Origin of the sequence: Pseudomonas sp. PDM32 (assembly GCF_019219225.1) — a bacterium.
Lineage (GTDB): Bacteria > Pseudomonadota > Gammaproteobacteria > Pseudomonadales > Pseudomonadaceae > Aquipseudomonas > Aquipseudomonas laurylsulfatiphila.
The window spans coordinates 206,390-232,267 of the sequence record NZ_JAHUWE010000006.1; the positions used below are offsets into that span (position 1 = coordinate 206,390).

Sequence of the window (25,878 nt, forward strand, 5' to 3'; positions counted from 1 at the left end):
TGTTCAGCGGTCGGCTTACATGTTCGGGTAAGTCGGGCCGCCAGCGCCTTCCGGCGTTACCCAGGTGATGTTCTGTGCAGGGTCCTTGATGTCGCAGGTCTTGCAGTGAACGCAGTTCTGGGCGTTGATCTGGAAGCGCTTCTCGCCATCTTCCTTGGTGATCACTTCATACACGCCGGCCGGGCAGTAACGCTGTGCCGGCTCATCATACAGCGGCAGGTTCTTGCTGATCGGGATGCTCGGATCGGCCAGCTTCAGGTGGCACGGCTGCTCTTCTTCGTGGTTGGTACCGGAGATGAACACCGAACTCAGTTTGTCGAAGCTGATCTTGCCGTCCGGTTTCGGGTAGTCGATCTTCTTGCAGTCGGCCGCCAGTTTCAGGCAAGCGTAATCCGGCTTGGTGTCGTGCAGAGTGAACGGCAGTTTGCCGCCGAAGATGTTCTGGTCCAGCCAGTTGAAGCCGCCACCGACGATGGCGCCGAACTTGTGGATCGCCGGGCCGAAGTTGCGGCTGGCGAACAGTTCGTCGTAGAGCCAGCTCTTCTTGAACGCGTCGACGTAGGTGGTCAGCTCTTCGCTGCCGTCCTTCTCTGCGAACAGTGCTTCGGCCACGGATTCAGCGGCGAGCATGCCGGACTTCATCGCGGTGTGGCTGCCCTTGATCTTGGCGAAGTTCAGGGTGCCGAGGTCGCAACCGATCAGCGCGCCGCCTTTGAAAACCATCTTCGGCAGCGAGTTCAGGCCGCCTTTGCAGATGGCGCGAGCGCCGTAGCTGATGCGCTTGCCGCCTTCCAGGTACTGCTTGAGCACCGGGTGATGCTTGAGGCGCTGGAACTCGTCGAACGGCGACAGGTAGGTGTTGCTGTAGGACAGGTCGACGATCAGGCCGACGACGACCTGGTTGTTTTCCAGGTGATAGAGGAACGAGCCACCGGTGTTCTCGGTGCCCATGATGTCCATCGGCCAACCGGCGGTGTGCACCACCAGGCCTGGCTGGTGTTTGGCCGGGTCGACTTCCCAGATTTCCTTCAGGCCGATGCCGTAGTGCTGGGCATCGGCATCGCTGTCGAGGTTGAAGCGCTTGATCAGCTGCTTGCCGATGTGGCCACGGCAACCTTCGGCGAACAGCGTGTATTTGCCACGCAGTTCCATGCCCGGGGTGTACAGGCCTTCTTTCGGATGGCCTTCGCGATCGACGCCCAGGTCGCCGGTGATGATCCCGCGCACCACGCCGTTCTCGTCGATCAGCGCTTCCTGAGCGGCGAAGCCCGGGTAGATTTCCACGCCCAGGTTCTCGGCCTGCTGGGCCAGCCAGCGGCACAGGTTGCCCAGGGAGATGATGTAGTTGCCTTCGTTGTGCATGGTCTTGGGCACAAAGAAGTCTGGAACTTTCTGCGCGCTTTCAGCGTTCTTCAGCACGAAGATGTCGTCACGGGTGACGGGGGTGTTCAGCGGCGCGCCGAGTGCTTTCCAGTCCGGGAACAGTTCGTTCAGGGCGCGTGGTTCAAACACGGCACCGGACAGAATGTGAGCACCGACTTCGGAGCCTTTTTCGACCACGCAGACGCTGATTTCCTTACCGGCTTCGGCGGCCTTCTGCTTCAAGCGGCAGGCGGCGGAAAGACCAGCGGGGCCGGCACCGACGATGACGACGTCGAATTCCATGTATTCGCGTTCCACAGGTTATCTCCTACTCAAGGCTCAACAGTTTTTTTTCTAATTTGGAGGTTGGGTGTCGCATCCATGAATTCCGGCGCAACGCCGAAAGCGGACAATCGATTGACCACCTTTCTCTTTGGGTGGCGCATTATATCTACACCACTCTCAGCGTCCAATACAAACGTTTGTTTGAATTGGCTCAAAGCCAGAGAAATCAAAGTCACGCGGCTTATGAACGGCCATTTTGGCGTATTGACCGGAATAGGCGTTCCGGTCAAGATACGGGCGGTTTTGCGCTCGCCGTAGGCTGGCAGTTGGTTTCAAGAGCACCTCTAAAGACAGGGCGATGGCAGTAGAGAGTGATGCGCTGCGCGGGTTTGATGCGCAGTTTACACGCCGCGATGTTGAATGACTCGTCAGTCACCACTGACGAACGGTCATGCAGATCATGAGCGCTGGTCACTTGACACCTTTGCCGGCGTTTTTGGAGGTGCCCTTGCGCCCGATGAGCATCAACCGCCAGGTTCGCCTAGGCGACTTTCTTTTCACCGGAGAGTAACGAGGAATCCATGAAGGTTCTTGTAGCTGTCAAACGCGTTGTGGATTACAACGTCAAGGTTCGCGTCAAGGCGGACAATTCCGGCGTCGATCTTGCCAACGTCAAGATGTCGATGAACCCGTTCTGCGAGATCGCCGTGGAAGAAGCCGTACGCCTGAAAGAAAAAGGTGTTGCGACTGAAATCGTCGTCGTCTCCGTCGGCCCGTCAACCGCTCAAGAGCAACTGCGCACCGCGCTGGCTCTGGGTGCCGACCGCGCCATCCTCGTCGAGTCCGCCGAAGACCTGACCTCCCTGGCTGTTGCCAAGCTGCTGAAGGCTGTTGTCGACAAGGAACAGCCTCAGTTGGTGATCCTTGGCAAACAAGCCATCGACAGCGACAACAACCAGACTGGCCAGATGCTCGCTGCACTGAGCGGCTACGGTCAGGGCACGTTCGCTTCGAAAGTCGAAATCAGCGGCGACAGCGTTGCCGTGACTCGAGAAATCGACGGCGGCGCGCAGACAGTTTCCCTGAAACTGCCGGCCATCGTCACCACCGACCTGCGTTTGAACGAGCCGCGCTACGCGTCTCTGCCAAACATCATGAAAGCCAAGAAGAAGCCTCTCGAAGTGCTGACTCCGGACGCTTTGGGCGTTTCCACCGCCTCCACCAACAAGACCCTGAAAGTCGAAGCGCCGGCTGCACGCAGCGCGGGTATCAAGGTCAAGTCGGTGGCTGAACTGGTCGAGAAACTGAAAAACGAAGCGAAGGTAATCTAAATGACTATCTTGGTTATTGCTGAACACGACAACAAAGTGCTGGCCCCGGCCACGCTGAACACCGTTGCTGCTGCCGCCAAAATCGGTGGTGATATCCACGTTCTGGTTGCAGGCCAGGGCGCTGGCGCCGTGGCTGAAGCCGCTGCGAAAGTCGCTGGCGTGGCTAAAGTGCTGGTAGCCGATAACGCTGCCTACGCTCACCAACTGCCGGAAAACGTTGCACCGCTGGTTGCCGAACTGGGCAAGGGCTACAGCCACATCCTGGCTGCCGCCACTTCCAACGGCAAAAACATCCTGCCGCGCGTTGCCGCTGCACTGGACGTTGACCAGATCTCCGAGATCATCTCGGTAGAAAGCGCCGACACTTTCAAGCGTCCGATCTACGCCGGTAACGCCATCGCCACCGTTCAATCGAACGCTGCGGTCAAAGTGATCACCGTGCGTGCCACCGGTTTCGACCCGGTTGCCGCTGACGGTGGTTCGGCTGCTGTTGAAGCGGTTGCTGCTGCCCACGACGCTGGCATCTCCAGCTTCGTCGGCGAAGAACTGGCCAAGTCCGATCGTCCGGAACTGACCGCTGCCAAGATCGTCGTTTCGGGCGGGCGCGGCATGCAGAACGGCGACAACTTCAAACATCTGTACGCCCTGGCCGACAAGCTGGGCGCTGCCGTGGGTGCTTCGCGCGCCGCGGTCGACGCAGGTTTTGTTCCGAACGACATGCAGGTCGGTCAGACCGGCAAGATCGTTGCGCCACAGCTGTACATCGCCGTCGGTATCTCCGGCGCGATCCAGCACCTGGCCGGCATGAAAGACTCCAAAGTGATCGTTGCGATCAACAAGGACGAAGAAGCGCCGATCTTCCAGGTGGCCGATTACGGCCTGGTGGCGGACCTGTTCGAAGCCATCCCTGAGCTGGAGAAGCTGGTCTAAACCGGCTGCTTCACTTATAAAGAGCCCGGCCTTTTGGTCGGGCTTTTTTTTGCTCTCTGTAGGAGCGAGCCTGCTCGCGATGGACTTCAATGCGCCGCGTTTTTCCAGAATGAACGCGTCATCGTTAACGTCCATCGCGAGCAAGCTCGCTCCTACAGGAGGCACAACCGGGTATGAGTGGAGTGTGAAGCCATGGATCTGCGCTGTGTGTGGAGCTTGCTGGGATTGACGCTGTTGCCGGTGCTGTCTTTCGCTGCAGGCAAATGTGAACGCCTGGTGGTCACCGGCAGCCCCGACGCGCCGCCGTACCTGTGGCAAGACCCGCAGAATCCCAAACACCTGATCGGTGCCAGTGCCGATTTGTTGCAGCAAGTGGCGGGGGAGTTGGGGCTCAAGGTCGAACTGCTGTATGCCGGCAAACGCGCCCAGGCGCTGGATGAAGTACGCAGCGGACGCATGGACATGCTGGCGGACGCGACGTTGACCGTCAGTGAGCTGGAAACCCTGGATTTCATCCATCCACCCTTGCTGGAAAACGACTACCTGGTCTGGACGCGCAAGGATTCGACACTGGTCTACAACGAAGCATCCGATCTGCACGGCCATCCGGGTGCCGTGTCGGAAAAGGCTCGATTGACCCCGCAATTCAGCACCTTTGCCGCACAGCAATTAACCCTCGCGCGCACGTCCAACCTGACCCTGGCCTTTCAGAAACTATTGTTGGGTGAAGTCGAATTTGTCCTGGCCGGACGTTACTCGGGCATGGCGACTGCACAGACACTGGGCATGGCTGGTGATCTGAGCGCGCGTTCGCAACCGGTCGACAAGCCTGGCCTGTTCCTGGCGATTTCCCACAACTCGGCCTGCAACGATCCGTGGTTGCGCGGACAGTTGGCCAAAAAGATGACAGAATTGCCCGCGTCCGGACTGACGGAGGCCGTGCTGCTGCGCAATATCGAACGTTGGAAGGCACAACGCTCACAACCGCAGCAACCCTCGCAACAACCCGTCAGTACCCCAAAACAGTAGGGATATTTAGTGAGTATTCGACCTCTTTTCGCTGCCGTGGCCATTGTCGCCCTGGCCGGTTGTGCAACCGATCCGGCGCCGAATGAACAAATGCGTCTGACCGAACAGGCACTCGAACAGGCCAAGGCCGTGGGTGCCACCGCCGACGATGTGCCGGAAATGAAACTGGCCGAGGACAAGTACAACCGCGCCAAGGGCAACATGACTGACCAATCGTTCAAGAACGCGCGCATGCGCGCCGAGCAGGCCGAACTGGATGCGCGCCTGGCTGAGGCCAAGGTGCTGACGGCCAAGAGCGAAGAACAGTTGAACGTGCTTAACACCCGCATCGCCCGTCTGCACAAGCAACTGGGAGATGCTCAATGAGCCTCAAGCGCAAAACCCTTGGCGGTTTTATCCTGGTCGCCAGCCTGACCGGTTGCGTCAGCCAGCACAGCGAGAACGCGTTGCAGCAGGCTGGAACCGACTTTCAGAAGGTCAAGGAAGACTCCAATGTGCTGCGAATCGCCCCCAAGGACGTGATCCGCGCCGGTGAGTCCCTGGCCCGTGCCGATCGCCTGTCCAGCTATTGGGGCAGTGGTTCGGACGTTGTGCACTACGCCTACCTGAGCCAGCGCTATAGCGCCATTGCCCGGGAACACACCAATCAGGCGCTCAATGAAGAGCAAGCGGCAAAACTCGAACTGGAACGCCAGCGCCTGCAACTGGCATTGCGTGAGTCCAAACTGTTCAGTGTGCAGCAGCAAGGCAAATGGCTCGAAGAGCAGATCCTGGCATTGACCACCTCCCAGACCGACCGCGGTCTGGTGATGACGTTGGGCGACATGCTGTTCGACACCGGCGAAGCGGAATTGAAACCTTCGGCCAACCGCGTGGTGTTGAAGATCGTGCAGTTCCTGCAACTCAACCCCAAGCGTGTGGTGCGGATCGAAGGTTACACGGACAGTACCGGGGGCAAGCAGGAAAACCTCAAGCTGTCTCGCGACCGCGCACAATCGGTGGCTGACGTGCTGATGGACCTGGGCATCGACGACAAGCGCATCCAGGTTGAAGGTTATGGCGACGAGTATCCCGTGGACGCGAATGCGTCGGAACGGGGCCGTGCGCAGAACCGTCGGGTGGAAATCGTGTTTTCCGACGAAAATGGCCAGCTCGGCGCCGCCCGCTAAAGCTGCTCCAGGGTGACGCTATGCACCCTGTAGGAGCTGTCGAGTGAAACGAGGCTGCGATCTGTTGATCTTGCTCTTGATACTTGAGTGAACTCGAAAAGATCGCAGCCTCGTTTCACTCGACAGCTCCTACAGTCCTACAACCCGGCCTGCCATGCAGCGCCGGGTTTTTTTACGCTCCTGGTAGGAGCTGGCGGAGCCTGCGATCTTTTGATCTTGCTCTTGATACTCAAGTCGGCCTGGAAAGCCTGCCGATTACCGCACAAAACAGTACAGATTTTGCTGACACTGCACTGTACGGTCGACTATTGTGGTAACTGTCCCCGTACACTTCTAAACTGTTCCGGTATTGTTTCATACAAGAATAAAATGCCCGTGAAATCGAGTGCTGCGTCATGACCAATCTTTTGCTCTATCAACGTATTGCTCAACAACTGGCCGAAGACATCCGCCGTGGGGTCTATCAGCCGGGAGAGCGCGTGCCTTCGGTGCGCAAGATGAGCTCGCAGCTCAATGTCAGTCATGCGACGGTGTTGCAGGCGTATGCCAATCTCGAAGATCAGGGGCTGATCCGCGCCCGGCCGCAGTCGGGTTACTACGTGCACCAGACGCCGGCACTCACGGCGCCGACGCCGGATATCGCCCGGGTCGAGCGCCCCGGCCTGGTCACCCGTAGCAGCATCATTCAACAAGTGCTGGTCGAATCCCGTCGTGAAGGTGTCTTTCCGCTGGGCGCGGCGGTGCCGAGTGTCGACTATTTACCGGTGCGGGCGCTGCATCAGCAATTGGCCAAAGTCACTCGTTTCCATAGTCCGCGCGCCTTCAGTTATATGTTCAGCCCCGGTTTCGAGCCGTTGCGCCGGCAGGTGGCGATTCGCATGCGTGATGCCGGCGTGGTGGTCGACCCGTCGGAAGTGGTGATCACCCACGGCTGCGTCGATGCGCTGCAGATGTCCTTGCGTGTGCTGACCCGTCCGGGCGATCTGATCGCAGCCGAGTCGCCGACCTATTACGGGTTGCTGCAACTGGCCGATCTGTTGGGCCTCAAGGTCATCGAGATCCCCAGCGATCCGGCCACGGGCATGAGCCTGGAAGCCCTGCAACTGGCAGCCAATCAATGGTCGATCAAGGCCTTGGTGTTGACCACCCGGCTGAGTAATCCGTTGGGTGGCACCATGCCTGAAGAACGGCAGAAACAACTGCTGCGCCTGGCGTCGGACTTCGATATCCAGATTGTCGAAGACGATATCTACGGTGAGCTGATGTTCGAGCAGGGGCGCACCAAATCCCTCAAGGCCTATGATCGGCTGGACCGGGTGATCTATTGCTCGAGCTTCTCGAAAACCCTGTCGCCCGGGGTGCGGATCGGCTGGATGATTGCCGGCAAGTATCAGCAGGAAATCCAGCGCTTGCAGACCTTCAGCACGCATTCAGCGTGCAGCGTGACCCAGATGGGCATTGCCGCTTACCTGGAAAATGGCGGGTACGACCGGCATTTGCGCTTCATTCGTCAGGAGTACCGCAAGAACCTCAGTGCCTTCCAGCTGGCCGTGCAGCAGTATTTCCCGGAAGGCACGCAGATGACCCGGCCTACCGGTGGCTTCATTCTGTGGGTGAGTTTGCCGGGGCGGGTCAATACCCAGGAGTTGCACGTGCGGGCATTGCAGCAGGGCATCAGTATTGCGCCCGGGCTGATCTTCAGTAATACCGAGCAATTCAATCACTGCATTCGCCTCAATTGCGGCACGCCCTGGAATCGTGAGGCCGAGCGCGCGTTGATGACCCTGGGCATGCTGGCCACCCAACTCTGCCAGGAGATGGCTGGCGGTTTGTAACAGTCTGCTACTGCGCTTGTCTTGTGGGCTGCAACAGGCGAGCATAGGCACCTCTGCCGATTGCACCCACCGTTGGATACATGAAACCGATTTTTCCTGCCGCCTGGCTTTTGCTCTGCCTGATTGCGAGTATTCAGCCGGTATCCTTCGTTGCGGCCGCCGAGCAGGATCAGCAGGCCACCGGCAGTTTCCACGTCGCACCGATTGAAACCGCACCCGCAAAAAAAGCCTCGCCGGCCAGTAAACCGGCGGCGCCCGCGAAAAAACGCCCACCCATTGCTTCCAAATCGAAACCGGCCAGCGAAGTGGTAAAGACCGAGCTGCCATCCGCCAAGCTGGACCTGAGCTTGCCCAAGGATATGGTTCAGGAGCTCAAGCCGGTCGGAACGGTGCCGTTGTCCAAGCGCGAACCGCTGCTGCCCCAGATGTTCGGTGACAAAAGCGGCAGCAGCCCGTTCCAGCTCAACGGCCGCCTGCTCAGCAATGAAATGCAGCTGCAACTGCGCAATGAAGAGCGCCGCGAGGTTGAAGGCGCGGCACTGGATTTCGAATTCAAGCAGTAACACCAACAAGATTGGCAAGCCGCAGAACAGACGCTTTGTCGGAGACTGGTCGGTCATGCCCGTTTGCGCGGAAAAACCCGCTCGCAGGTATTTTAAAACAACTGTTTTAGCGGGTACTCTGTGCCCCGTCCTTTTACACATTGCTCGTCGCGAGGAGCTTGTCGTCATGAAATGCCGTGAGGGCTGTGGCGCTTGTTGCATTGCCCCGTCCATCAGTTCACCGATCCCCGGTATGCCTAACGGCAAGCCCGCGGGGCAGCGTTGCCTGCAACTTTCCGCCGATAACCTGTGCAATATTTTCGGCCAGCCGGAACGGCCAACGGTGTGTTCTGCCTTCGAGGCCGACCCCGAGGTGTGCGGAAGCAGCAGCGAAGAGGCCATCCGGCTGATTGGCTGGTGGGAGCAAATGACGGCGGCGTGATGTGTCCCAACGAACGGAACTTCAACAATAAGGAATAAGACTATGGGTTCGCTGCATCGTATGACTGTGCTGTGTGGTTTGACGGTTGTGCTGGCTACCTCGACGGCCCAGGCCGAAGACTGGAAAGTCAAGAAAGACGAAGACGGCATCAAGATCTCCCTGAGTGAAGTGGCCGGGTCTGACTACAAGGCCTACCAGGGCGTTACGCTGATGAAAACCACCATCGCCAAGCTGCGTGCGTTGCAGGATGACGTGTCCGGAGCCTGCGCCTGGATTCACGAATGCAAAACCCAGAAGCTGCTCAAGCACGAAGGTGACCAGAGCTGGACCTACACTCAGTTCAACACCCCATGGCCGGTGACTCCGCGTGATTCGGTGCTGCACATCACCACTACCGAAGGTGCCGATGGCAGCCTGACCCGCAAGCTCGAAGGCGTACCGAAATACATTCCTGAAGAAAAAGGCTTCGTCCGGGTCGCCAAGGTCGACGGTTTCTGGAAGTTCGTACCCAAGGGCGACCAGATCGAAGTGACCTATCAGGTGCACACCGAACCGGGTGGCAGCGTGCCGTCGATGGTGGCCAACAAGTTCGTGGTGGATGCCCCGTTCAATACCTTGAAAGCCCTCAAGGAGCGCGCCGAGAAGTAACGGCGTGTTGCGTTAAAGGCGACTTCGCAGCGCCCCGACCGGTTCGGGGCGTTTGCGTTTTTGGCCGGGCAGGGCGCTTTAATTTGTTTCCGGATATGCGTTGCACGAAATTTTCACCAAGTCTCCAAGACAATTCGCCGGCTCTCCCGCCACACGCAACGTATTCCTGAGTGCAGGATGAAACAGTCGGGATGAGGGTAGTAATCAATGGCAATACAGCCGTTGATCGTGCAACATTTGCGCACCGCGCAAACCCCCGGGCTTGTTACGGGCCGAAAAGAGGGCCAGGCGCAGCTGTATTTTTGAAACTTCAACTTCCAATGGGTCCTAAAACGACATGGCAATCCCGGACGCCCTGAATCGGCAGCGAGCTTCTAGTCGCCTGCTGCAACCGACCGTCAAATCGCATCTGGCCTACACGCTGTTGTGTGCCCTGGTCATGATGGTCATGTTCAGCCTGCTGCGCGTCGCGCTGCTGGTCTACAACCGCTCGATGATCCTCGATACACCGGCTTCGACCTTCCTCGAGGCTTTCGCCAACGGTCTGCGTTTCGACCTGCGTCTGGTGGTCTATCTCAGTATTCCGTTACTGCTGGCATTGTTCAGTGTCCGGGCCATGGCCGCACGCGGGCTGTTCCGTCTCTGGCTGACAGTCGTCTCCAGCATTGCGCTGTTCCTGGGCCTGATGGAGATGGACTTCTATCGTGAGTTCCACCAGCGCCTCAACGGCCTGGTCTTCCAGTACGTCAAGGAAGATCCGAAAACCGTAATGAGCATGCTCTGGTACGGTTTCCCCGTGGTCCGCTACCTGCTGGCATGGGCCGTGGGCACCTGGATCCTGAGCCTGGCGTTCAAGGGCGCGGACCGTGCGACCCGCCCTCGTGGTCCGTTCAGTGGCGGCAGCATCGGCACTCGCCAGGTTGCGCCGTGGTACGCACGTATTGCGGTATTCGTGGTGTGCCTGCTGATCTGTGTGGTCGCCGCGCGCGGCACGCTACGCCAGGGTCCACCGCTACGGTGGGGTGACGTCTATACCACCGACTCGAATTTTGCCAACCAGTTGGGCCTCAACGGCACGCTGTCGCTGGTCGCCGCAGCCAAGAGCCGGATGTCCGAGGATCGCGACAATATCTGGAAGGCGACCCTGCCTCAGCCACAAGCCCAGCAAGTGGTGCGTGACATGCTGGTGGTACCGGCCGACAAACTGGTGGATGCCGACATCGCAGCGGTACGTCGCGATTACACCCCGCCGGCCGACAAGACCCTGCCGATCAAGAACGTCGTTGTGATCCTGATGGAAAGCATGGCCGGTCATTCGGTGGGCGCGCTGGGCGGGCCGGGCAACATCACGCCGTACCTCGACAAACTGTCAAAGGAAGGCTTGCTGTTCGACCGTTTCTTCTCCAACGGCACCCATACCCACCAGGGCATGTTCGCCACAATGGCGTGCTTCCCGAACCTGCCGGGCTTCGAATACCTGATGCAGACCCCGGAAGGCAGCCATAAGCTGTCTGGTCTGCCGCAGTTGCTCAGTGCCCGTGACTTCGACGACGTGTATGTCTACAACGGCGATTTCGCCTGGGACAACCAGTCGGGTTTCTTCAGCAACCAGGGCATGACCAACTTCATCGGTCGTAACGATTTCGTCAATCCGGTGTTCTCCGATCCTACCTGGGGCGTGTCCGACCAGGACATGTTCGACCGTGGCCTGGTCGAGCTTAAGGCACGGGAAAACGGCAAGCCGTTCTATGCCTTGCTGCAAACCCTGTCCAACCACACGCCTTATGCCTTGCCGACGCCATTGCCGGTCGAGCGCGTAACCGATCGTGGCAGCCTGAACGAACACCTGACCGCCATGCGTTACTCGGACTGGGCACTGGGCCAGTTCTTTGAAAAGGCCCGCAAGGAGCCGTACTTCAAGGAAACCCTGTTTGTCATCGTCGGTGACCACGGTTTTGGTAACGAACAACAGATCACCGAGATGGACCTGGGCCGCTTCAACGTGCCGATGCTGATGATTGCACCGGGCATCCAGGAAAAATTCGGCCAGCGTGACCACACCGTGGGCACCCAGATCGACATCGTGCCGACCATCATGGGCCGCATCGGTGGCGAAGTGCGTCATCAGTGCTGGGGACGCGACCTGCTCAACCTGCCGCAAGGCGACCTCGGCATTGGTGTGATCAAGCCGTCGGGCAGCGAGCAGACCACGGCCATCCTCACCGCCGACCAGATTCTGGTCCTGCCGAAGGACAAGGACATGGCGCCGAAGTTGTATCAGTATGAATTGGGGGCCAAGCCTCGCGCCGAAATCATTGCTGACGCGCAGCGTACCGCCGAGTTGAAGCTCAAGCTCGAAGCGTTCCTGCAAACCGCGACCAAGAGCCTGCTGGACAACACCGCAGGTGTCGTTGACGGCAAGCCGGACTAAGCTGTGACGCAATAGAAAAGAGGCCCTTTGAGGGCCTCTTTTTTTTGCCTGGCGGTTTTTATATTCGGCCGAGCAAGAGCAGGATCAACAGCACCACCAACACGACGCCGATGATTCCGGACGGGCCGTAACCCCAACTTCTGGAGTGCGGGAAGACCGGTAAACCACCGATCAGTAACAGGATCAGAATGATGATCAGTATTGTGCCCATGTCTATTTCCTTGTCGAAATGCAGTGGAATGACCATGCCAATCAGGTCAGCGGGAATGAAGTAAATTCGAGCTGCTTAAAAAATCCGACTCTCGCGCCTGCAGGAAAATTCCAAGTTTTTTTGAAGTATTTCGGACAGGTTCTTATTTCTTTTGTGATTGCCTTAGTTGCTTGTCACGCGCCCGCGGTTTGCTCGGGCCATTCAGCAATCTGATGGAGCGTGGGTCGGGCAATTTCCTTCGCTACACTCGATGCATCTTCCGAGAACAACAAGGCTGTTTGCTATGCAAAATCGCATGATGATCACTGGTGCAGGCTCTGGCCTGGGTCGCGAAATCGCGCTGCGCTGGGCGCGTGAAGGTTGGCAACTGGCCTTGTCGGACGTCAGCGAGCCCGGTTTGCAGGAAACCCTGAAGTTGGTCCGTGAAGCCGGTGGCGATGGTTTTATCCAGCGCTGCGACGTGCGCGACTACAGCCAACTGACGGCGTTCGCCCAGGCCTGTGAAGTCAAGCTCGGAGGCATCGATGTGATCGTCAATAACGCCGGTGTAGCCTCTGGCGGCTTCTTCAGTGAGTTGTCCCTGGAGGACTGGGACTGGCAGATCGCGATCAACCTGATGGGCGTGGTCAAGGGCTGCAAGGCTTTCCTGCCGCTGCTGGAACAAAGCAAAGGCAAGATCATCAACATCGCCTCCATGGCCGCGCTGATGCAAGGCCCGGCGATGAGCAACTACAACGTGGCCAAGGCGGGTGTGGTGGCGTTGTCCGAAAGCCTGCTGATCGAGCTGGCGCATCAGGAGGTCGGCGTACATGTGGTGTGCCCGTCGTTTTTCCAGACCAACCTGCTGGACTCTTTCCGCGGCCCGACCCCGGCCATGAAAGCCCAGGTCGGCAAGCTGCTGGAAAGCTCACCGATCAGCGCCGCCGACATTGCCGACTACATCTACCAACAGGTCGCAGCCGGCGAGTTCATGATCCTGCCCCACGAACAGGGCCGCATGGCCTGGGCGATCAAGCAGAAGAACCCGCAATTGCTCTACAACGAAATGACCGCCATGGCCGACAAAATGCGCGCCAAGGCCAGGCAATCCGCAAGCTGATCTTGCCCGCAGGCAACGCTGTGGTTAGGGTGGCCGCCATCGGCCATCCTTGCGAGACGCTTGCATGCTCAATTACCTGTGGTTTTTCCTCGCCGCGCTGTTCGAAATTGCCGGTTGCTTCGCCTTCTGGATGTGGCTGCGCCAGGGTAAAAGCATGTGGTGGGTGGTGCCGGCGCTCCTCAGCCTGACCCTGTTCGCCCTGCTGCTGACCCGTATCGAGGCCACCTACGCCGGCCGCGCCTACGCTGCCTACGGTGGCATCTACATCATTGCCTCGATTGGCTGGCTGGCCGTGGTCGAGCGGATTCGTCCGCTGGGTTCGGACTGGCTCGGCGTGGCGCTGTGTGTGATGGGCGCGAGTATCATCCTGTTCGGTCCGCGATTCTCCGCGTCCTGACAGCTCGTCCCTACAATCACCCGGCTTGTCGGACTTTTCCGTCAGCGGGGTGGTTCAGGGGCTGTCAGTCCGGTCCGGTTTGCTGTCGGAGCATTGTAGGCGCACGGCGGGCCGGGCATCTTCAGGGGCCAATAACCCCTGAAGGACACTCCCTATGCTCGTACTCAGTCGCGTTGTGGGCGAAACCATTTCCATCGGTGACAACATTTGCGTGCGCGTTCTCGCGGTCAACGGAAACCACGTTCGCTTTGGCGTCGAGGCGCCCCAGGACGTCAATGTGCACCGCTCCGAAATCTATGAACGCATCCAGAACAAACTGGCGAAAACCAAGGAGCGCTGAAGCTTCAGTCAAACAGGTGCTTGGGCACGTCATGCTTGAGCATCAGTTGGCATTGCTCGCTTTCCGGGTCGAAGACAATCAGTGCCTGGCCCTTGGTCAGCGCCTGGCGCACGCGCAGTACGCGGGTTTCCAGCGGCGTGTCGTCACCATTGTCGGTGCCGTCGCGGGTCACGAAATCCTCGATCAGGCGGGTGAGGGTGTCGACTTCAAGTTGGTCGTGGGGGATCAGCATAGGCACCTCGGTTGGATCAATGGCGCGATGCTACGGCGATTGGGCTGTTGCGGCTAGCCTTGGGCTGATGTGTTGTCTGGTCCGGCGTCTTCGCGAGCAAGCCCGCTCCCACATTCGACCGCATTCTCCTGGAGTAACTCTGTCAACTGTGGGAGCGGGCTTGCTCGCGAAGGCGATCTGTCAGGCAATGAAGAGTCTGACTCAGTTCTCCGACCGCTGCCCCACCAGGCTGTCCACCGACGGCACCCGCGTATCGCTTTCCATCTGTGTGTCATGTTCGAGCTGATGGCTGAACCGGTCCAGTGAGCCCTTGGCCGGTTGCGCATCGCTGGCAAACACCGGCGGGCTGAGGATGTACGCACCGAGCAGGCGGCTCAGGGCGGCGAGGCTGTCGATGTGGGTGCGTTCGTAACCGTGGGTGGCGTCGCAGCCGAAGGCGAGCAGGGCCGTGCGAATGTCGTGGCCGGCGGTGACCGCCGAATGCGCGTCGCTGAAGTAGTAGCGGAACAGGTCGCGGCGTGCCGGCAGCTCGTTGTCGCTGGCCAGGCGCAAGAGGTGGCGCGAAAGGTGATAGTCATACGGCCCGCCGGAATCCTGCATCGCGATGCTTACCGCATGTTCGCTGGAGTGTTGGCCGGGCGCGACCGGTGCGATGTCGATGCCGACGAATTCACTGACGTCCCAGGGCAACGCCGCCGCGGCACCGCTGCCGGTTTCCTCGGTGATGGTGAACAGCGGATGGCAGTCGATCATCAGTTCTTCGCCACTGTCGACGATGGCTTTGAGGGCCGCCAGCAGCGCGGCCACTCCGGCCTTGTCATCGAGGTGGCGGGCGCTGATATGGCCGCTTTCGGTGAACTCCGGCAGCGGGTCGAAGGCGACGAAATCGCCGACGCTGATGCCCAGCGACTCGCAGTCGGCGCGGGTGGCGCAGTAGGCATCCAGGCGCAACTCGATGTGATCCCAACTGATCGGCATTTCATCCACGGCGGTATTGAACGCGTGCCCGGACGCCATCAACGGCAAGACGCTGCCACGGATCACGCCGTTGTCGGTAAACAGGCTGACCCGGCTGCCTTCGGCAAAGCGGCTGGACCAGCAGCCGACCGGCGCGAGGGTCAGGCGGCCGTTGTCTTTCACCGCACGCACTGCCGCGCCGATGGTGTCCAGGTGGGCGGAAACGGCACGGTCGGGGCTGTTCTTCTTGCCCTTGAGCGTGGCGCGGATGGTGCCGCGCCGGGTCAGCTCGAAGGGAATGCCCAGTTCTTCAAGGCGTTCGGCGACGTAACGCACGATGGTGTCGGTGAACCCGGTGGGGCTGGGAATGGCGAGCATTTCCAGCAGGACTTTTTGCAGGTAACCGAGGTCCGGTTCGGGGATTTTGCTGGTCATGGAAACTCCTGATGAGTTGAGCGCATCGATGGTTTCGATGAGGGGTTTGTGTTGTTTGCCAGTCCGTCTTCGCGAGCAAGCCCGTTCCCACAGTTGACCGAGTTACTCCATGCAAATGCGGTCGAATGTGGGAGCGGGCTTGCTCGCGAAGGGGCCGGTCCAGACAACGCATAGCTAAGAGACCGCCGGCTGGCTGTGCGGAAACAACAAATCGACAAACCGCTCCGCCGTCGGCTGCGGTTCGTGGTTGGCCAGCCCGGCCCGTTCGTTGGCTTCGATAAACACGTAGTCCGGCTGGTCAGCGGCGGACACCATCAGGTCGAGACCGACCACGGGAATGTCCAGCGCCCGAGCGGCCCGTACAGCCGCATCCTGCAGCGTCGGATGCAGGATTGCCGTGACGTCCTCGAGAATGCCGCCGGTATGCAGATTCGCCGTACGTCGTACGAACAGATGCTCGCCGGCCGGCAGAATGCTGCCGTAGTCGTACCCGGCCGCCTGCAAGGTGCGAAGGGTTTCCGCGTCCATCGGGATCTTGCTTTCGCCACCCGTGGCCGCTTGACGGCGCCGGCTCTGGGCTTCGATCAACGCGCCGATGGAGTGCTGACCATCACCGACCACTTCGGCCGGCCGGCGAATCGCGGCCGCGACCACTTCAAAACCGATCACCAGGATTCGCAGGTCGAGGCCTTGGTGGAAGCTTTCCAGCAGCACGCGACTATCAAACCGGCGGGCCGCCTCGATGGCGTGCTGTACCTCTTCGATGGTCTGCAGGTCGACCGCCACGCCTTGGCCCTGTTCGCCGTCTAGCGGTTTGACCACCACGCGCCGGTGCTCATCAAGGAACGCCAGATTGTCATCGGCGTTGCCGGCCAGTTGCTGCACGGGCAGGTTCAACCCGGCAGACTTGAGCACCTTGTGGGTCAGGCTCTTGTCCTGGCACAGGGTCATGCTGATGGCGCTGGTCAGGTCACTCAGGGATTCGCGGCAGCGTACCCGGCGCCCGCCATGGCTGAGGGTGAACATTCCGGCATCGGCGTCATCGACTTGTACATCGATGCCGCGACGGTGTGCTTCTTCGACGATGATCCGGGCGTACGGATTAAAGGCGGCTTCGGGGCCCGGCCCGAGAAACAGCGACTGGTTGATGCCGTTCTTGCACTTGATGGCGAAGGTCGACAGGTTGCGAAAACCGAGCTTGGCGTACAGGTTCTTCGCCTGGCGGTTATCGTGCAGCACGGACAGGTCGAGGTAAGCGAGACCGCGACTCATGAAGTGTTCGATCAAATGCCGCACCAGCACCTCGCCGACGCCCGGCCGCGCACAATGCGGGTCGACCGCCAGGCACCAGAGACTGCTGCCGTGTTCCGGATCGTTGAAGGCCTTTGCATGATTGAGGCCCATGACGCTGCCGATGACCGCGCCGCTGTCATCGTCTTCCGCCAGCCAGTACACCGGGCCGCCCAAGTGACGCGCAGTGAGCAGGGTGGCGTCGATCGGCAGCATGCCGCGCGCCTGATACAGCTGATTGATGGCGTGCCAGTCGGCGTCGCTTTGCGCGCGTCGAATGCGAAATCCACGAAACACCCGGGTCGCCTGGCGGTAGTCGCTGAACCACAGGCGCAAGGTATCGGACGGGTCGAGAAACAGCTGCGTCGGCTCCAGCCCCAGCACCTGCTGGGGCGCGGCGACGTACAGCGCGATGTCCCGTTCGCCGGGCTGCTCGTTGAGCAACTCCGCGGCCAGGCTCGCCGCATCGGCAAAGGTGTGGCCGATCAACAAGCGGCCCCAGCCGCAATGCACGGCAATCGGCGCGGCGCCGAGTTCACTGCCATCCTCGGCCAGACGTGCCTGCAAACGTTCGTAGGAAGGCGACTGGCCGCGCAACAGGCGTTGGCTGAAAGCCGTGGCGTGAGGTTTCATCGGTCAGATTCCTTGTTCACTGAGCCACAGGTTGAGGGCCGCCAGTTGCCACAGCTTGGAGCCGCGCAACGGCGTCAATTGTCCCTGCGGATCGGTCAGCAGACGGTCGAGCATTGCCGGGTTGAACAGGCCGCGATCCTGGCTCGGATCGAGCAGCAACTCACGCACCCACTCCAGCGTATCGCCCTGCAAATGCTTGAGGCCCGGCACCGGGAAGTAACCTTTCTTGCGGTCGATCACTTCACTGGGAATCACTAGGCGCGCGGCCTCTTTCAAGACTTGCTTGCCACCGTCCGGCAGTTTGAAACGCCCCGGAATCCGGGCCGACAGTTCCACCAGGCGGTAGTCGAGAAACGGCGTGCGCGCTTCCAGACCCCAGGCCATGGTCATGTTGTCGACGCGTTTGACCGGGTCGTCCACCAGCATCACCGTACTGTCCAGACGCAAGGCCTTGTCCACCGCCGCATCGGCACCGGGCTGGGCGAAATGGGCTTTGACGAAGTCACCGGCGGCGTCATTGGCGGTCAGCCATTTTGGCTGCACGGTCGCCGCGTAGTCGTCGTAACTGCGGTCGAAAAATGCGTCGCGGTACGCGGCATAGGGATCGCTCGCACCGTCCACTTGCGGATACCAGTGGTAGCCGGCGAACAGTTCGTCGGCACCCTGGCCGCTCTGGACGACCTTGCAGTGTTTGGCCACTTCGCGGGACAACAGGTAGAACGCGATGCAGTCATGACTGACCATCGGTTCGCTCATGGCGCGGAACGCGGCGGGCAGTTGTTCGATGATCTCTTTTTCATCGATGCGCAATTGGTGATGCTGCGTGCCGTAGTGCCGAGCGATCAGGTTGGAGTACTGGAACTCGTCACCGCGCTCGCCGCCGGCATCCTGGAAACCGATGGAGAAGGTCGACAGATTGTCCACGCCGACTTCCCGCAACAGGCCCACCAGCAGACTCGAGTCGACACCGCCGGACAGCAGCACGCCAACATCGACCGCCGCACGTTGACGAATCGCGACGGCTTCGCGGGTGCTGTCGAGCACCCGGTCGCGCCAGTCTTCGAGGGTCAGGTTTTTCTCGTCGTCGTGGGGGCCGTAGGCCAGGGTCCACCAGGTTTTCTGCTCGGTGCGACCATCGGCTTCGATGCGCATCCAGGTGGCAGGCGGCAGTTTTTCGATGCCCGCCAGCAACGTGCGCGGAGCCGGGACCACGGCGTGGAAATTCAGGTAGTGATTGAGCGCCACCGGATCGAGGACCGGACTGATGTCGCCGCCCTTGAGCAATGCCGGCAGTGCGGAGGCAAAGCGCAAACGCTGGCCGGTGCGCGACAGGTACAAGGGTTTTACGCCAAGACGGTCGCGGGCGATGAACAGGCGTTGGGCATCACGCTCCCAGATGGCAAAGGCAAACATGCCGTTGAGTTTCGGCAGCAAGGCTTCGCCCCAGGCGTGATAGCCCTTGAGCAAGACTTCAGTGTCGCCACCGGAATAGAAGGTGTAACCCAGGCTTTCAAGTTCGGCGCGCAGTTCCGGGAAATTGTAGATAGCGCCGTTGAAGGTCAGGGACAGGCCCAATTGCGGGTCGATCATCGGCTGCGCCGAGCCGTCCGACAGGTCCATGATTTTCAGGCGCCGATGGCCCAGGACAACCGGCCCCTGGCTATGAAACCCCCAGGCGTCGGGGCCGCGAGGGGCCAGGTGATGGGTGATTCGTTCAACGGCTGCAAGGTCTGCAGGTTGATGATCAAAACGTAACTCGCCAGCTAATCCGCACATAAATTCCTTACCGGTTTTTCCGTTGGGGAGGGTCAATCGATACCGCGCCAAAATGGCGGGTACTCAGAAACTGACCCGCCTCGGCAAGGGGAGTTTTATATCGATGAGTTATAAGTGGGCGAAGCCGGGGCCGAGAGCGGCTGTGCGGGCGCTCTCGACGGCGGTATCGGCTATTTGCCCCGGATTAGGCGCCGTAACGCAAACCGGTTGGGATGACAGGCTTCGGCCACGCTTCTGGGCAACGGCAGGGGTTCGTTGTCCAGCCAGGCTGCCAGCAGTTCTCCGGACATCGGCGCGGTGATCAGGCCGCGCGAGCCGTGGCCGCTGTTGACGTACAAACCGTCGAGCCACGGGCATTCAACGTCCGGCACCTGCCGGGCATCCTTGCCCAGCGCGGCATAGGCCTGAGCGAAGGCCTGGGTGTCGGCCAACGGGCCGACGATTGGCAGGTAGTCGGGGCTGGTACAGCGAAACGCGGCGCGCCCCTGAAGGCTCTCGGGGTCGAGGCGGTCGATCTCCAGGCGCTCGACCAGTTCGTGAGAAATCTCCTCGAGCATGGCCAGGTTGCCCAGGTGTTCAGCCGTGGTCGGCGTCAGGTCATCGCTGTTGAAATCGAAACTGGCCCCCAGGGTGTGTTCGCCCAAGCGTGCAGGCGCGACATAACCTTCGGCGCACACCACAGTGCTCAGGACCTGGCTTTGCGGCGTTTGCACCAGGCGAGTGATTTGCCCGCGAATGCGTTTGAGCGGTAACCCGGCACTCTCGGGGAAACGCTGGATTTCCGCAGCGCCGGCAAGTACCACCACGGGGGCGCTGGCAAGCAATTGCTCGCCGTTCCAGGCTTGCCACTGATCCTCGACCTTGCGCAGTTCCAGCGCATCGCAATGCGTGAGCAGTTGGACCTGCGAATGTCCGACCTGCCACTGGCACAGCGCCGGTGGATGGACCCAGCCGCCTTGCGGATAGAACAGGCCCCCGTGTTCCAGCCCGATCCCGGCCACGGCCTGGGCCCCGGATTGATCCAGCAGGTGCAACAGATCCGGCGCAAACGCCGCGGCCAATTGCGCCTGGCGTTCGGCTTCCTTGGCATTGAAGGCCAGTTGCAACACGCCGCAATCGTCCCAGTCGCGACCCCGTTGCAAGTGTTCAAGCAGTCGCCGGGTGTAGCCGAATCCGCTGACGATCATTTGCGACAGCGCCGTGCCATGCGCCGATAACTTCAGGTAGAGCACGCCCTGCGGATTGCCCGAAGCTTCCCGGGCGATGTCGTCGTGACGCTCCAGCAACGTCACGTGCCAGCCCCGTGCGGCCAGGCTGGCGGCGCTGGCACAACCGGCCAGCCCTGCGCCGATCACCAGTGCCCGGCGTTCGCCGCTCGGCGGTGCCGGTCGGGCAAACCAGGGTTTGTCGGGCGCCGGAGCGGGTACGTCGTGGGGCCAGCCGAGGAACTCGCCGCGCAGGATTTCCCATTTGTGGCCGATGCCCGGGGTGCGTTTCATCTTGAAACCGGCGGCGTTGAGCAGGCGCCGCACCCAACCGGTGCTGGTGAAGGTGCTGATGGAGGCACCGGGAGCGGCCAGGCGCGCCAGTTCGGCAAACAGTTCGGCGGTCCACATGTCAGGGTTTTTCGCCGGTGCGAAACCGTCGAGGAACCAGGCGTCGACCCGGGCGTCGAGTTGGGGCAGTTGCTCCAGCGCGTCGCCGATCAGCAGGGTCAGGGTGATGCGGCCGTGGTCCAGCGTCAGGCGCTGAAAGCCATGATGGATGGCTACGTATTGCTCAAGCAGTTGATCGGCAAACACCTTGAGTTCCGGCCACAGTGCCAGGGCACGTTGCAAGTCGGCCGGGCTCAACGGGTACTTTTCGACGCTGACAAAATGCAACCGCGCACCGGTCGCGGCGTGTTGCTCGAACACCTGCCAGGCGCACAGGAAATTCAGCCCGGTGCCAAACCCCGTTTCACCGATGACCAGCCGCCCGCCGTCGGGCAAGGCCGCAAAGCGCTCCGCCAAACGGTTCTGCTCGATGAACACGTAGCGGGTTTCGTCCAGCCCCGATTTGTCGGAGAAATACACATCGTCGAACACTCGCGAATACGGACGACCTTGGTCGTCCCAGTCGAGTTGGGCGTGGGGCAATACAGGTTTCATGGCAGGCTCGGCAACGGCAAGGTCGCCATTCTAGCCGATTGACCGCGTGGCCAAGCTCTTTGTGGCGAGGGGGCTTGCCCCCGTTGGGTCGCGAAGCGGCCCTGAAATCAGCCAACCGGGTCTGTCAGGTAAATCCGGTTGGCTGGTTTTACGACTGCTTCGCAGCCGAACGGGGGCAAGCCCCCTCGCCACAGGTGTTGGTGGCGTTAGGTAAAAACTCTGCTGGCCTTCAGTTCAATCCGCTAGTCTTGCTCACATCTGGAAGGGAGCCATCCATGTTCGAATCCGCCGAAATCGATCACGCCATCGACAAAGAAACCTATGACGCCGAAGAGCCGGCCCTGCGCGAGGCGTTGCTCGAAGCGCAGTTCGAATTGCAGCAGCAACGCCGCTTTCCGGTGATCATTTTGATCAATGGCATCGAAGGTGCCGGCAAGGGCGAGACGATCAAGTTGCTCAACGAGTGGATGGACCCGCGCCTGATCGAGGTCCGTACCTTCGATCAGCAAACCGACGAAGAACTGGCGCGGCCACCGGCCTGGCGCTACTGGCGGATGCTCCCGGCCAAGGGGCGCATGGGGATTTTCTTCGGCAACTGGTACAGCCAGATGCTGCAGGGGCGGGTCCATGGCGAGTTCAAGGATCCGCGCCTCGACCAGGCAATCAATAGCGCCGAGCGCCTGGAAAAGATGCTCTGCGATGAAGGTGCGCTGATCTTCAAGTTCTGGTTTCACCTTTCCAAGAAACAAATGAAGGCACGCCTCAAGGCGTTGGCCGACGACCCGCTGCACAGCTGGCGCATCAGCCCGCTGGACTGGCAGCAATCGGAAACCTACGACAGGTTCGTGAAGTATGGCGAGCGGGTGCTGCGCCGTACCAGCCGCGACTATGCACCCTGGCATGTGATCGCCGGGGCGGATGCCCATTATCGCAGTCTGGCCGTGGGGCGGATTCTGCTGGCGGGCCTGCAGGGCGCATTGCAACGGCCAACGATCCATCCGGAAAAGGTCAGTGCGGCGCCAGTGTTCCCCAGTGTTGATCAAGTGAACCTGCTCGACAGCCTGGACCTGAGCCTGCACCTGGAGAAGGAGGATTACGAAGAACAGCTGATCACCGAGCAGGCGCGCTTTTCCGGGTTGATGCGTGACAAACGCATGCGTCGCCATGCGCTGGTGGCGGTGTTCGAGGGCAACGACGCGGCAGGCAAGGGCGGGGCGATCCGCCGGGTGGCGGCGGCGCTTGATCCGCGCCAATACAGCATCGTGCCGATTGCCGCCCCCACTGAAGAGGAGCGGGCGCAACCCTATCTGTGGCGCTTCTGGCGGCACCTCCCGGCCCGGGGCAAGTTCACCGTGTTCGACCGCTCTTGGTATGGCCGAGTATTGGTGGAGCGCATCGAAGGGTTTTGCAGTCCGGCAGACTGGCTGCGTGCCTACGGTGAAATCAACGATTTCGAGGAACAACTCGTCGACGCCGGTGTGATCGTGGTCAAGTTCTGGCTGTCCATCGACAAACAGACGCAACTGGAGCGCTTTGAGGAGCGCGAAAAGATTTCCTTCAAGCGCTTCAAGATCACTGAAGATGACTGGCGCAACCGTGAAAAATGGGATGACTATCGCGCAGCGGTCGGCGACATGGTTGACCGTACCAGCACCGAGATTGCGCCATGGACCCTGGTGGAAGCCAACGACAAGCGCTGGGCGCGAGTCAAAGTCTTGCGCACCATCAATCGGGCACTGGAGGAGGCTTTTGAAAAATCCGACCGGCATGAGCGCAAGAAGCAGAAGGACAAGGATTGAGGCGATGGTTGCGCATACGCGGGGTGAATGATTGTCGCGGTCGGTGAAGGGCTGGACTTATGCTCGGTCCACTCTCAACCGACAACAACAATGAGGTATGCCATGCGTGAAGTGGTGATCGTCGACAGCGTGCGGACCGGCCTGGCCAAATCCTTTCGCGGCAAATTCAACATGACCCGCCCGGACGACATGGCGGCACACTGCGTCGATGCCCTGTTGGCGCGCACCGGTATCGATCCGGCCAGTGTCGAGGACTGCATCGTTGGCGCCGGTTCCAACGAAGGCGCCCAGGGTTTCAATATCGGGCGCAATGTCGCGGTGCTGTCGCGCCTGGGCATCGGTACGGCCGGCATGACCCTCAACCGCTTCTGTTCCTCGGGCTTGCAAGCGATCGCCATCGCCGCCAACCAGATCGCTTCGGGTTGCAGCGACATCATCGTTGCCGGTGGCGTCGAGTCCATCAGCCTGACCATGAAAAGCGTCAACACCGATAACCTGATCAACCCGTTGCTCAAGGAACAGGTGCCGGGCATCTACTTCCCGATGGGCCAGACGGCTGAAATCGTCGCGCGTCGGTACAAGGTCAGCCGCGAAGAGCAGGACCTGTACGCGCTGCAAAGCCAGCAGCGTACCGCCGAGGCTCAGGCTGCCGGGCTGTTCACTGATGAAATCGTGCCGATGGCGGTGAAGTACCGCGTCGAAGACAAGGCGACCGGCCAGACACAGATCCTCGACGACATCGTCGACCGCGACGACTGCAACCGCCCCGACACCACCCTGGAAAGCCTGGCCGGCTTGAAACCGGTGTTCGCCGAAGATGGCTCGGTCACGGCCGGCAACTCTTCGCAACTGTCGGATGGCGCGTCCATGACCCTGGTGATGAGCCTGGAAAAGGCACTGGAACTGGGGCTCAAGCCGAAAGCGTTCTTCCGCGGTTTTACCGTGGCCGGTTGCGCGCCGGACGAGATGGGCATCGGCCCGGTATTTTCGGTGCCGAAACTGCTCAAGGCCAAAGGCTTGCAAGTTGCCGACATCGATCTGTGGGAACTCAACGAGGCGTTCGCTTCGCAGTGCCTCTATAGCCGTAATCGCCTGGAAATCGACAACGCCCGGTACAACGTCAACGGCGGCTCGATTTCCATCGGCCACCCGTTCGGCATGACCGGTTCGCGTCAGGTCGGGCATCTTGTGCGTGAGTTGCAGCGGCGCAATTTGCGGTATGGCATCGTCACCATGTGTGTGGGTGGGGGGATGGGGGCTACGGGGTTGTTTGAAGCGGTGCGCTAGGCCTCGTATTTCTCGTTGTCAGTTAGATAGTCATCGCGAGCAAGCTCGCTCCCACAGGTTTTGTGGTGACCAAAGAACCTGTGGGAGCGAGCTTGCTCGCGATAGGCGCACCTCGGTCAAAAAACATCCCCCGAAGATTACGACCCGCACAGTTTCATTCGCGGCCAGACCGAAACTGTCCCTGTGTACGCCACGGCTCTGCGCCTAGAATGACGGCTTCTGTCAGTTGGCTTCGGGGTTCACATGCACATTTCATCGGGTCGCTGGGTTTACGGTCTGTTCCTGGCCTTGCTGACTGCGTTGTTGTGGGGAATCCTGCCGATCAAGCTCAAGCAAGTGTTGCTGGTGATGGACCCGGTGACGGTGACCTGGTTTCGCCTGCTGGTGTCTGGCGGTTGTCTGTTCATTTATTTGGCGGCCACCGGGCGCCTGCCCAGCCGCAAAGTGCTCGGTCCTCGCGGTGGCTGGCTGGTGCTGATGGCCGTTCTCGGCCTGGTGGGCAACTATGTCCTGTATTTGATGGGCCTGAACCTGCTCAGCCCCGGCACCGCGCAACTGGTGGTGCAGATGGGGCCGATCATGCTGCTGATCGCCAGTCTGTTTGTGTTCAAGGAACGCTTCAGCCTGGGGCAGGGGATTGGCTTGCTGGTGCTGCTGATCGGCTTTGCGCTGTTCTTCAACCAGCGCTTGAGTGAATTGCTCACGTCGCTGACCGACTACACCGCCGGCGTGCTGCTGGTGCTGCTGGCGTCCACGGTCTGGACCTTCTATGCCCTGGGGCAGAAGCAATTGCTGACGGTGTGGAACTCGCTGCAGGTGATGATGGTGATCTACCTGTTTTGCGCGGCGCTGCTGACGCCCTGGGTGCATCCGCTCGAAGCGCTGCAATTGAACCCCTTGCAGGGGTGGTTGCTGCTGGCGTGCTGCCTCAACACCCTGATTGCCTATGGCGCGTTTGCCGAGGCCCTGGCCCACTGGGAAGCTTCCCGGGTCAGCGCGACGCTGGCCATCACGCCGCTGGTGACTTTTGCGGCGGTTGCCATGGCGGCATGGCTGTGGCCCGAGTATGTGCATGCCGAGACGATCAATGGGTTGGGTTATGGCGGTGCGGTGCTGGTGGTGCTGGGGTCGGCATTGGTGGCGTTGGGGCCGTCGTTGATTGCGGGGCTCAGGGCGCGGCGGATGCGTATGGCCTGAAGAGCGAAAGATCGCAGCCTGCGGCAGCTCCTACATCGGGATCTCATTCCTCTGTAGGCGCTGCCGCAGGC

Annotated in this window: 23 protein-coding genes; 16 read left to right on the forward strand and 7 right to left on the reverse strand. The window is 60.5% G+C overall.

What is annotated here, in order from left to right:
- Positions 1–15 precede the first annotated feature (15 nt).
- Entirely contained in the window at positions 16–1,680 is a 1,665-nt protein-coding gene (locus KW846_RS13550; RefSeq protein WP_218482755.1) for an electron transfer flavoprotein-ubiquinone oxidoreductase, read from the reverse strand.
- A gap of 548 nt (positions 1,681–2,228) precedes the next feature.
- Here KW846_RS13550 and KW846_RS13555 point away from each other — a divergent pair.
- From KW846_RS13555 to KW846_RS13600, 10 genes are all read left to right on the forward strand, one after another.
- Positions 2,229–2,978: an electron transfer flavoprotein subunit beta/FixA family protein gene (locus KW846_RS13555; RefSeq protein ID WP_015093946.1), complete on the forward strand. Its 750-nt coding sequence runs from the start codon at positions 2,229–2,231 to the stop codon at positions 2,976–2,978.
- Positions 2,979–3,908: an electron transfer flavoprotein subunit alpha/FixB family protein gene (locus KW846_RS13560; RefSeq protein WP_102674458.1), complete on the forward strand. Its 930-nt coding sequence runs from the start codon at positions 2,979–2,981 to the stop codon at positions 3,906–3,908.
- 192 nt (positions 3,909–4,100) lie between these two features.
- On the forward strand, positions 4,101–4,937 hold the full coding sequence (locus KW846_RS13565) for an ABC transporter substrate-binding protein (protein ID WP_218482758.1): 837 nt from the start codon (positions 4,101–4,103) through the stop codon (positions 4,935–4,937).
- A 9-nt stretch (positions 4,938–4,946) separates the two neighbouring features.
- A complete protein-coding gene (locus KW846_RS13570; RefSeq protein WP_165824753.1) occupies positions 4,947–5,303 on the forward strand; it encodes a DUF4398 domain-containing protein in 357 nt (118 codons plus the stop codon).
- Positions 5,300–6,106 (forward strand): OmpA family protein, encoded by an 807-nt coding sequence (locus KW846_RS13575; RefSeq protein WP_218482760.1) that lies wholly within the window; start codon positions 5,300–5,302, stop codon positions 6,104–6,106. Before KW846_RS13570 ends, KW846_RS13575 begins: the two co-directional genes overlap by 4 nt.
- A gap of 395 nt (positions 6,107–6,501) precedes the next feature.
- Positions 6,502–7,941 carry a PLP-dependent aminotransferase family protein gene (locus KW846_RS13580; protein WP_007973699.1) on the forward strand — a complete coding sequence of 480 codons (1,440 nt, stop codon included), beginning with the start codon at positions 6,502–6,504 and terminating at the stop codon, positions 7,939–7,941.
- 80 nt (positions 7,942–8,021) lie between these two features.
- Positions 8,022–8,504, forward strand: coding sequence for a translation initiation factor 2 (locus KW846_RS13585; RefSeq protein ID WP_218482762.1), 483 nt, complete (start codon positions 8,022–8,024; stop codon positions 8,502–8,504).
- Positions 8,505–8,670: 166 nt separating this feature from the next.
- A complete protein-coding gene (locus KW846_RS13590) occupies positions 8,671–8,925 on the forward strand; it encodes a YkgJ family cysteine cluster protein (protein ID WP_218482763.1) in 255 nt (84 codons plus the stop codon).
- A gap of 42 nt (positions 8,926–8,967) precedes the next feature.
- A complete protein-coding gene (locus KW846_RS13595) occupies positions 8,968–9,573 on the forward strand; it encodes an START domain-containing protein (RefSeq protein WP_218482765.1) in 606 nt (201 codons plus the stop codon).
- 337 nt (positions 9,574–9,910) lie between these two features.
- Entirely contained in the window at positions 9,911–12,004 is a 2,094-nt protein-coding gene (locus KW846_RS13600) for an LTA synthase family protein (protein ID WP_218482767.1), read from the forward strand.
- 58 nt (positions 12,005–12,062) lie between these two features.
- Here KW846_RS13600 and KW846_RS13605 read toward each other — a convergent pair whose 3' ends face one another.
- Positions 12,063–12,221, reverse strand: coding sequence for a DUF3309 family protein (locus KW846_RS13605; protein ID WP_172435350.1), 159 nt, complete (start codon positions 12,219–12,221; stop codon positions 12,063–12,065).
- A gap of 277 nt (positions 12,222–12,498) precedes the next feature.
- Here KW846_RS13605 and KW846_RS13610 point away from each other — a divergent pair, with 277 nt between their 5' ends.
- The 3 genes from KW846_RS13610 (at position 12,499) to csrA (ending at position 14,051) form a co-directional block, all read left to right on the forward strand.
- The gene (locus KW846_RS13610; protein WP_218482769.1) at positions 12,499–13,314 is read left to right on the forward strand and encodes an SDR family oxidoreductase; all 816 of its coding nucleotides are present in this window, start codon (positions 12,499–12,501) and stop codon (positions 13,312–13,314) included.
- A 64-nt stretch (positions 13,315–13,378) separates the two neighbouring features.
- Complete coding sequence (locus tag KW846_RS13615) at positions 13,379–13,711, forward strand: YnfA family protein (protein WP_007973686.1); 333 nt, start codon at positions 13,379–13,381, stop codon at positions 13,709–13,711.
- A gap of 154 nt (positions 13,712–13,865) precedes the next feature.
- The gene (gene csrA, locus KW846_RS13620; protein WP_007973685.1) at positions 13,866–14,051 is read left to right on the forward strand and encodes a carbon storage regulator CsrA; all 186 of its coding nucleotides are present in this window, start codon (positions 13,866–13,868) and stop codon (positions 14,049–14,051) included.
- Between the two features lie 4 nt (positions 14,052–14,055).
- On the opposite strand, the gene KW846_RS13625 is transcribed toward csrA, so the two are convergent.
- The 5 genes from KW846_RS13625 to mnmC form a co-directional block, all read right to left on the reverse strand.
- A complete protein-coding gene (locus KW846_RS13625; protein WP_003199186.1) occupies positions 14,056–14,283 on the reverse strand; it encodes a YheU family protein in 228 nt (75 codons plus the stop codon).
- 201 nt (positions 14,284–14,484) lie between these two features.
- Positions 14,485–15,675, reverse strand: a complete 1,191-nt coding sequence (locus KW846_RS13630; protein ID WP_150726222.1) for an osmoprotectant NAGGN system M42 family peptidase — start codon at positions 15,673–15,675, stop codon at positions 14,485–14,487.
- A gap of 174 nt (positions 15,676–15,849) precedes the next feature.
- Complete coding sequence (ngg, locus tag KW846_RS13635; RefSeq protein ID WP_218482771.1) at positions 15,850–17,598, reverse strand: N-acetylglutaminylglutamine synthetase; 1,749 nt, start codon at positions 17,596–17,598, stop codon at positions 15,850–15,852.
- A gap of 3 nt (positions 17,599–17,601) precedes the next feature.
- Positions 17,602–19,374, reverse strand: coding sequence for an N-acetylglutaminylglutamine amidotransferase (locus tag KW846_RS13640; protein ID WP_218482773.1), 1,773 nt, complete (start codon positions 19,372–19,374; stop codon positions 17,602–17,604).
- 170 nt (positions 19,375–19,544) lie between these two features.
- The gene (mnmC, locus tag KW846_RS13645; RefSeq protein WP_218482774.1) at positions 19,545–21,524 is read right to left on the reverse strand and encodes a bifunctional tRNA (5-methylaminomethyl-2-thiouridine)(34)-methyltransferase MnmD/FAD-dependent 5-carboxymethylaminomethyl-2-thiouridine(34) oxidoreductase MnmC; all 1,980 of its coding nucleotides are present in this window, start codon (positions 21,522–21,524) and stop codon (positions 19,545–19,547) included.
- Between the two features lie 275 nt (positions 21,525–21,799).
- Between mnmC and pap the strand changes: the two genes are divergently transcribed.
- The 3 genes from pap to KW846_RS13660 all read left to right on the forward strand — a co-directional run bounded on the left by pap (position 21,800) and on the right by KW846_RS13660 (position 25,807).
- Positions 21,800–23,323, forward strand: coding sequence for a polyphosphate:AMP phosphotransferase (gene pap, locus KW846_RS13650; RefSeq protein WP_218482775.1), 1,524 nt, complete (start codon positions 21,800–21,802; stop codon positions 23,321–23,323).
- 102 nt (positions 23,324–23,425) lie between these two features.
- A complete protein-coding gene (locus KW846_RS13655) occupies positions 23,426–24,610 on the forward strand; it encodes a thiolase family protein (protein ID WP_218482777.1) in 1,185 nt (394 codons plus the stop codon).
- Between the two features lie 243 nt (positions 24,611–24,853).
- Positions 24,854–25,807 (forward strand): DMT family transporter, encoded by a 954-nt coding sequence (locus KW846_RS13660; RefSeq protein WP_218482779.1) that lies wholly within the window; start codon positions 24,854–24,856, stop codon positions 25,805–25,807.
- The last annotated feature ends 71 nt before the right edge of the window (positions 25,808–25,878 follow it).

Excerpts from the sequence above, each read along its gene's own strand:
- KW846_RS13555 (WP_015093946.1), top strand. The coding sequence starts at position 2,229 with ATGAAGGTTCTTGTAGCTGTCAAACGCGTTGTGGATTACAACGTCAAG.
- KW846_RS13560 (WP_102674458.1), top strand. The coding sequence starts at position 2,979 with ATGACTATCTTGGTTATTGCTGAACACGACAACAAAGTGCTGGCCCCG.
- KW846_RS13565 (WP_218482758.1), top strand. The coding sequence starts at position 4,101 with ATGGATCTGCGCTGTGTGTGGAGCTTGCTGGGATTGACGCTGTTGCCG.
- KW846_RS13575 (WP_218482760.1), top strand. The coding sequence starts at position 5,300 with ATGAGCCTCAAGCGCAAAACCCTTGGCGGTTTTATCCTGGTCGCCAGC.
- KW846_RS13580 (WP_007973699.1), top strand. The coding sequence starts at position 6,502 with ATGACCAATCTTTTGCTCTATCAACGTATTGCTCAACAACTGGCCGAA.
- KW846_RS13585 (WP_218482762.1), top strand. The coding sequence starts at position 8,022 with ATGAAACCGATTTTTCCTGCCGCCTGGCTTTTGCTCTGCCTGATTGCG.
- KW846_RS13590 (WP_218482763.1), top strand. The coding sequence starts at position 8,671 with ATGAAATGCCGTGAGGGCTGTGGCGCTTGTTGCATTGCCCCGTCCATC.
- KW846_RS13595 (WP_218482765.1), top strand. The coding sequence starts at position 8,968 with ATGGGTTCGCTGCATCGTATGACTGTGCTGTGTGGTTTGACGGTTGTG.
- KW846_RS13600 (WP_218482767.1), top strand. The coding sequence starts at position 9,911 with ATGGCAATCCCGGACGCCCTGAATCGGCAGCGAGCTTCTAGTCGCCTG.
- KW846_RS13610 (WP_218482769.1), top strand. The coding sequence starts at position 12,499 with ATGCAAAATCGCATGATGATCACTGGTGCAGGCTCTGGCCTGGGTCGC.
- KW846_RS13615 (WP_007973686.1), top strand. The coding sequence starts at position 13,379 with ATGCTCAATTACCTGTGGTTTTTCCTCGCCGCGCTGTTCGAAATTGCC.
- csrA (WP_007973685.1), top strand. The coding sequence starts at position 13,866 with ATGCTCGTACTCAGTCGCGTTGTGGGCGAAACCATTTCCATCGGTGAC.
- KW846_RS13625 (WP_003199186.1), bottom strand. The coding sequence starts at position 14,283 with ATGCTGATCCCCCACGACCAACTTGAAGTCGACACCCTCACCCGCCTG.
- KW846_RS13630 (WP_150726222.1), bottom strand. The coding sequence starts at position 15,675 with ATGACCAGCAAAATCCCCGAACCGGACCTCGGTTACCTGCAAAAAGTC.
- ngg (WP_218482771.1), bottom strand. The coding sequence starts at position 17,598 with ATGAAACCTCACGCCACGGCTTTCAGCCAACGCCTGTTGCGCGGCCAG.
- KW846_RS13640 (WP_218482773.1), bottom strand. The coding sequence starts at position 19,374 with ATGTGCGGATTAGCTGGCGAGTTACGTTTTGATCATCAACCTGCAGAC.
- mnmC (WP_218482774.1), bottom strand. The coding sequence starts at position 21,524 with ATGAAACCTGTATTGCCCCACGCCCAACTCGACTGGGACGACCAAGGT.
- pap (WP_218482775.1), top strand. The coding sequence starts at position 21,800 with ATGTTCGAATCCGCCGAAATCGATCACGCCATCGACAAAGAAACCTAT.
- KW846_RS13655 (WP_218482777.1), top strand. The coding sequence starts at position 23,426 with ATGCGTGAAGTGGTGATCGTCGACAGCGTGCGGACCGGCCTGGCCAAA.
- KW846_RS13660 (WP_218482779.1), top strand. The coding sequence starts at position 24,854 with ATGCACATTTCATCGGGTCGCTGGGTTTACGGTCTGTTCCTGGCCTTG.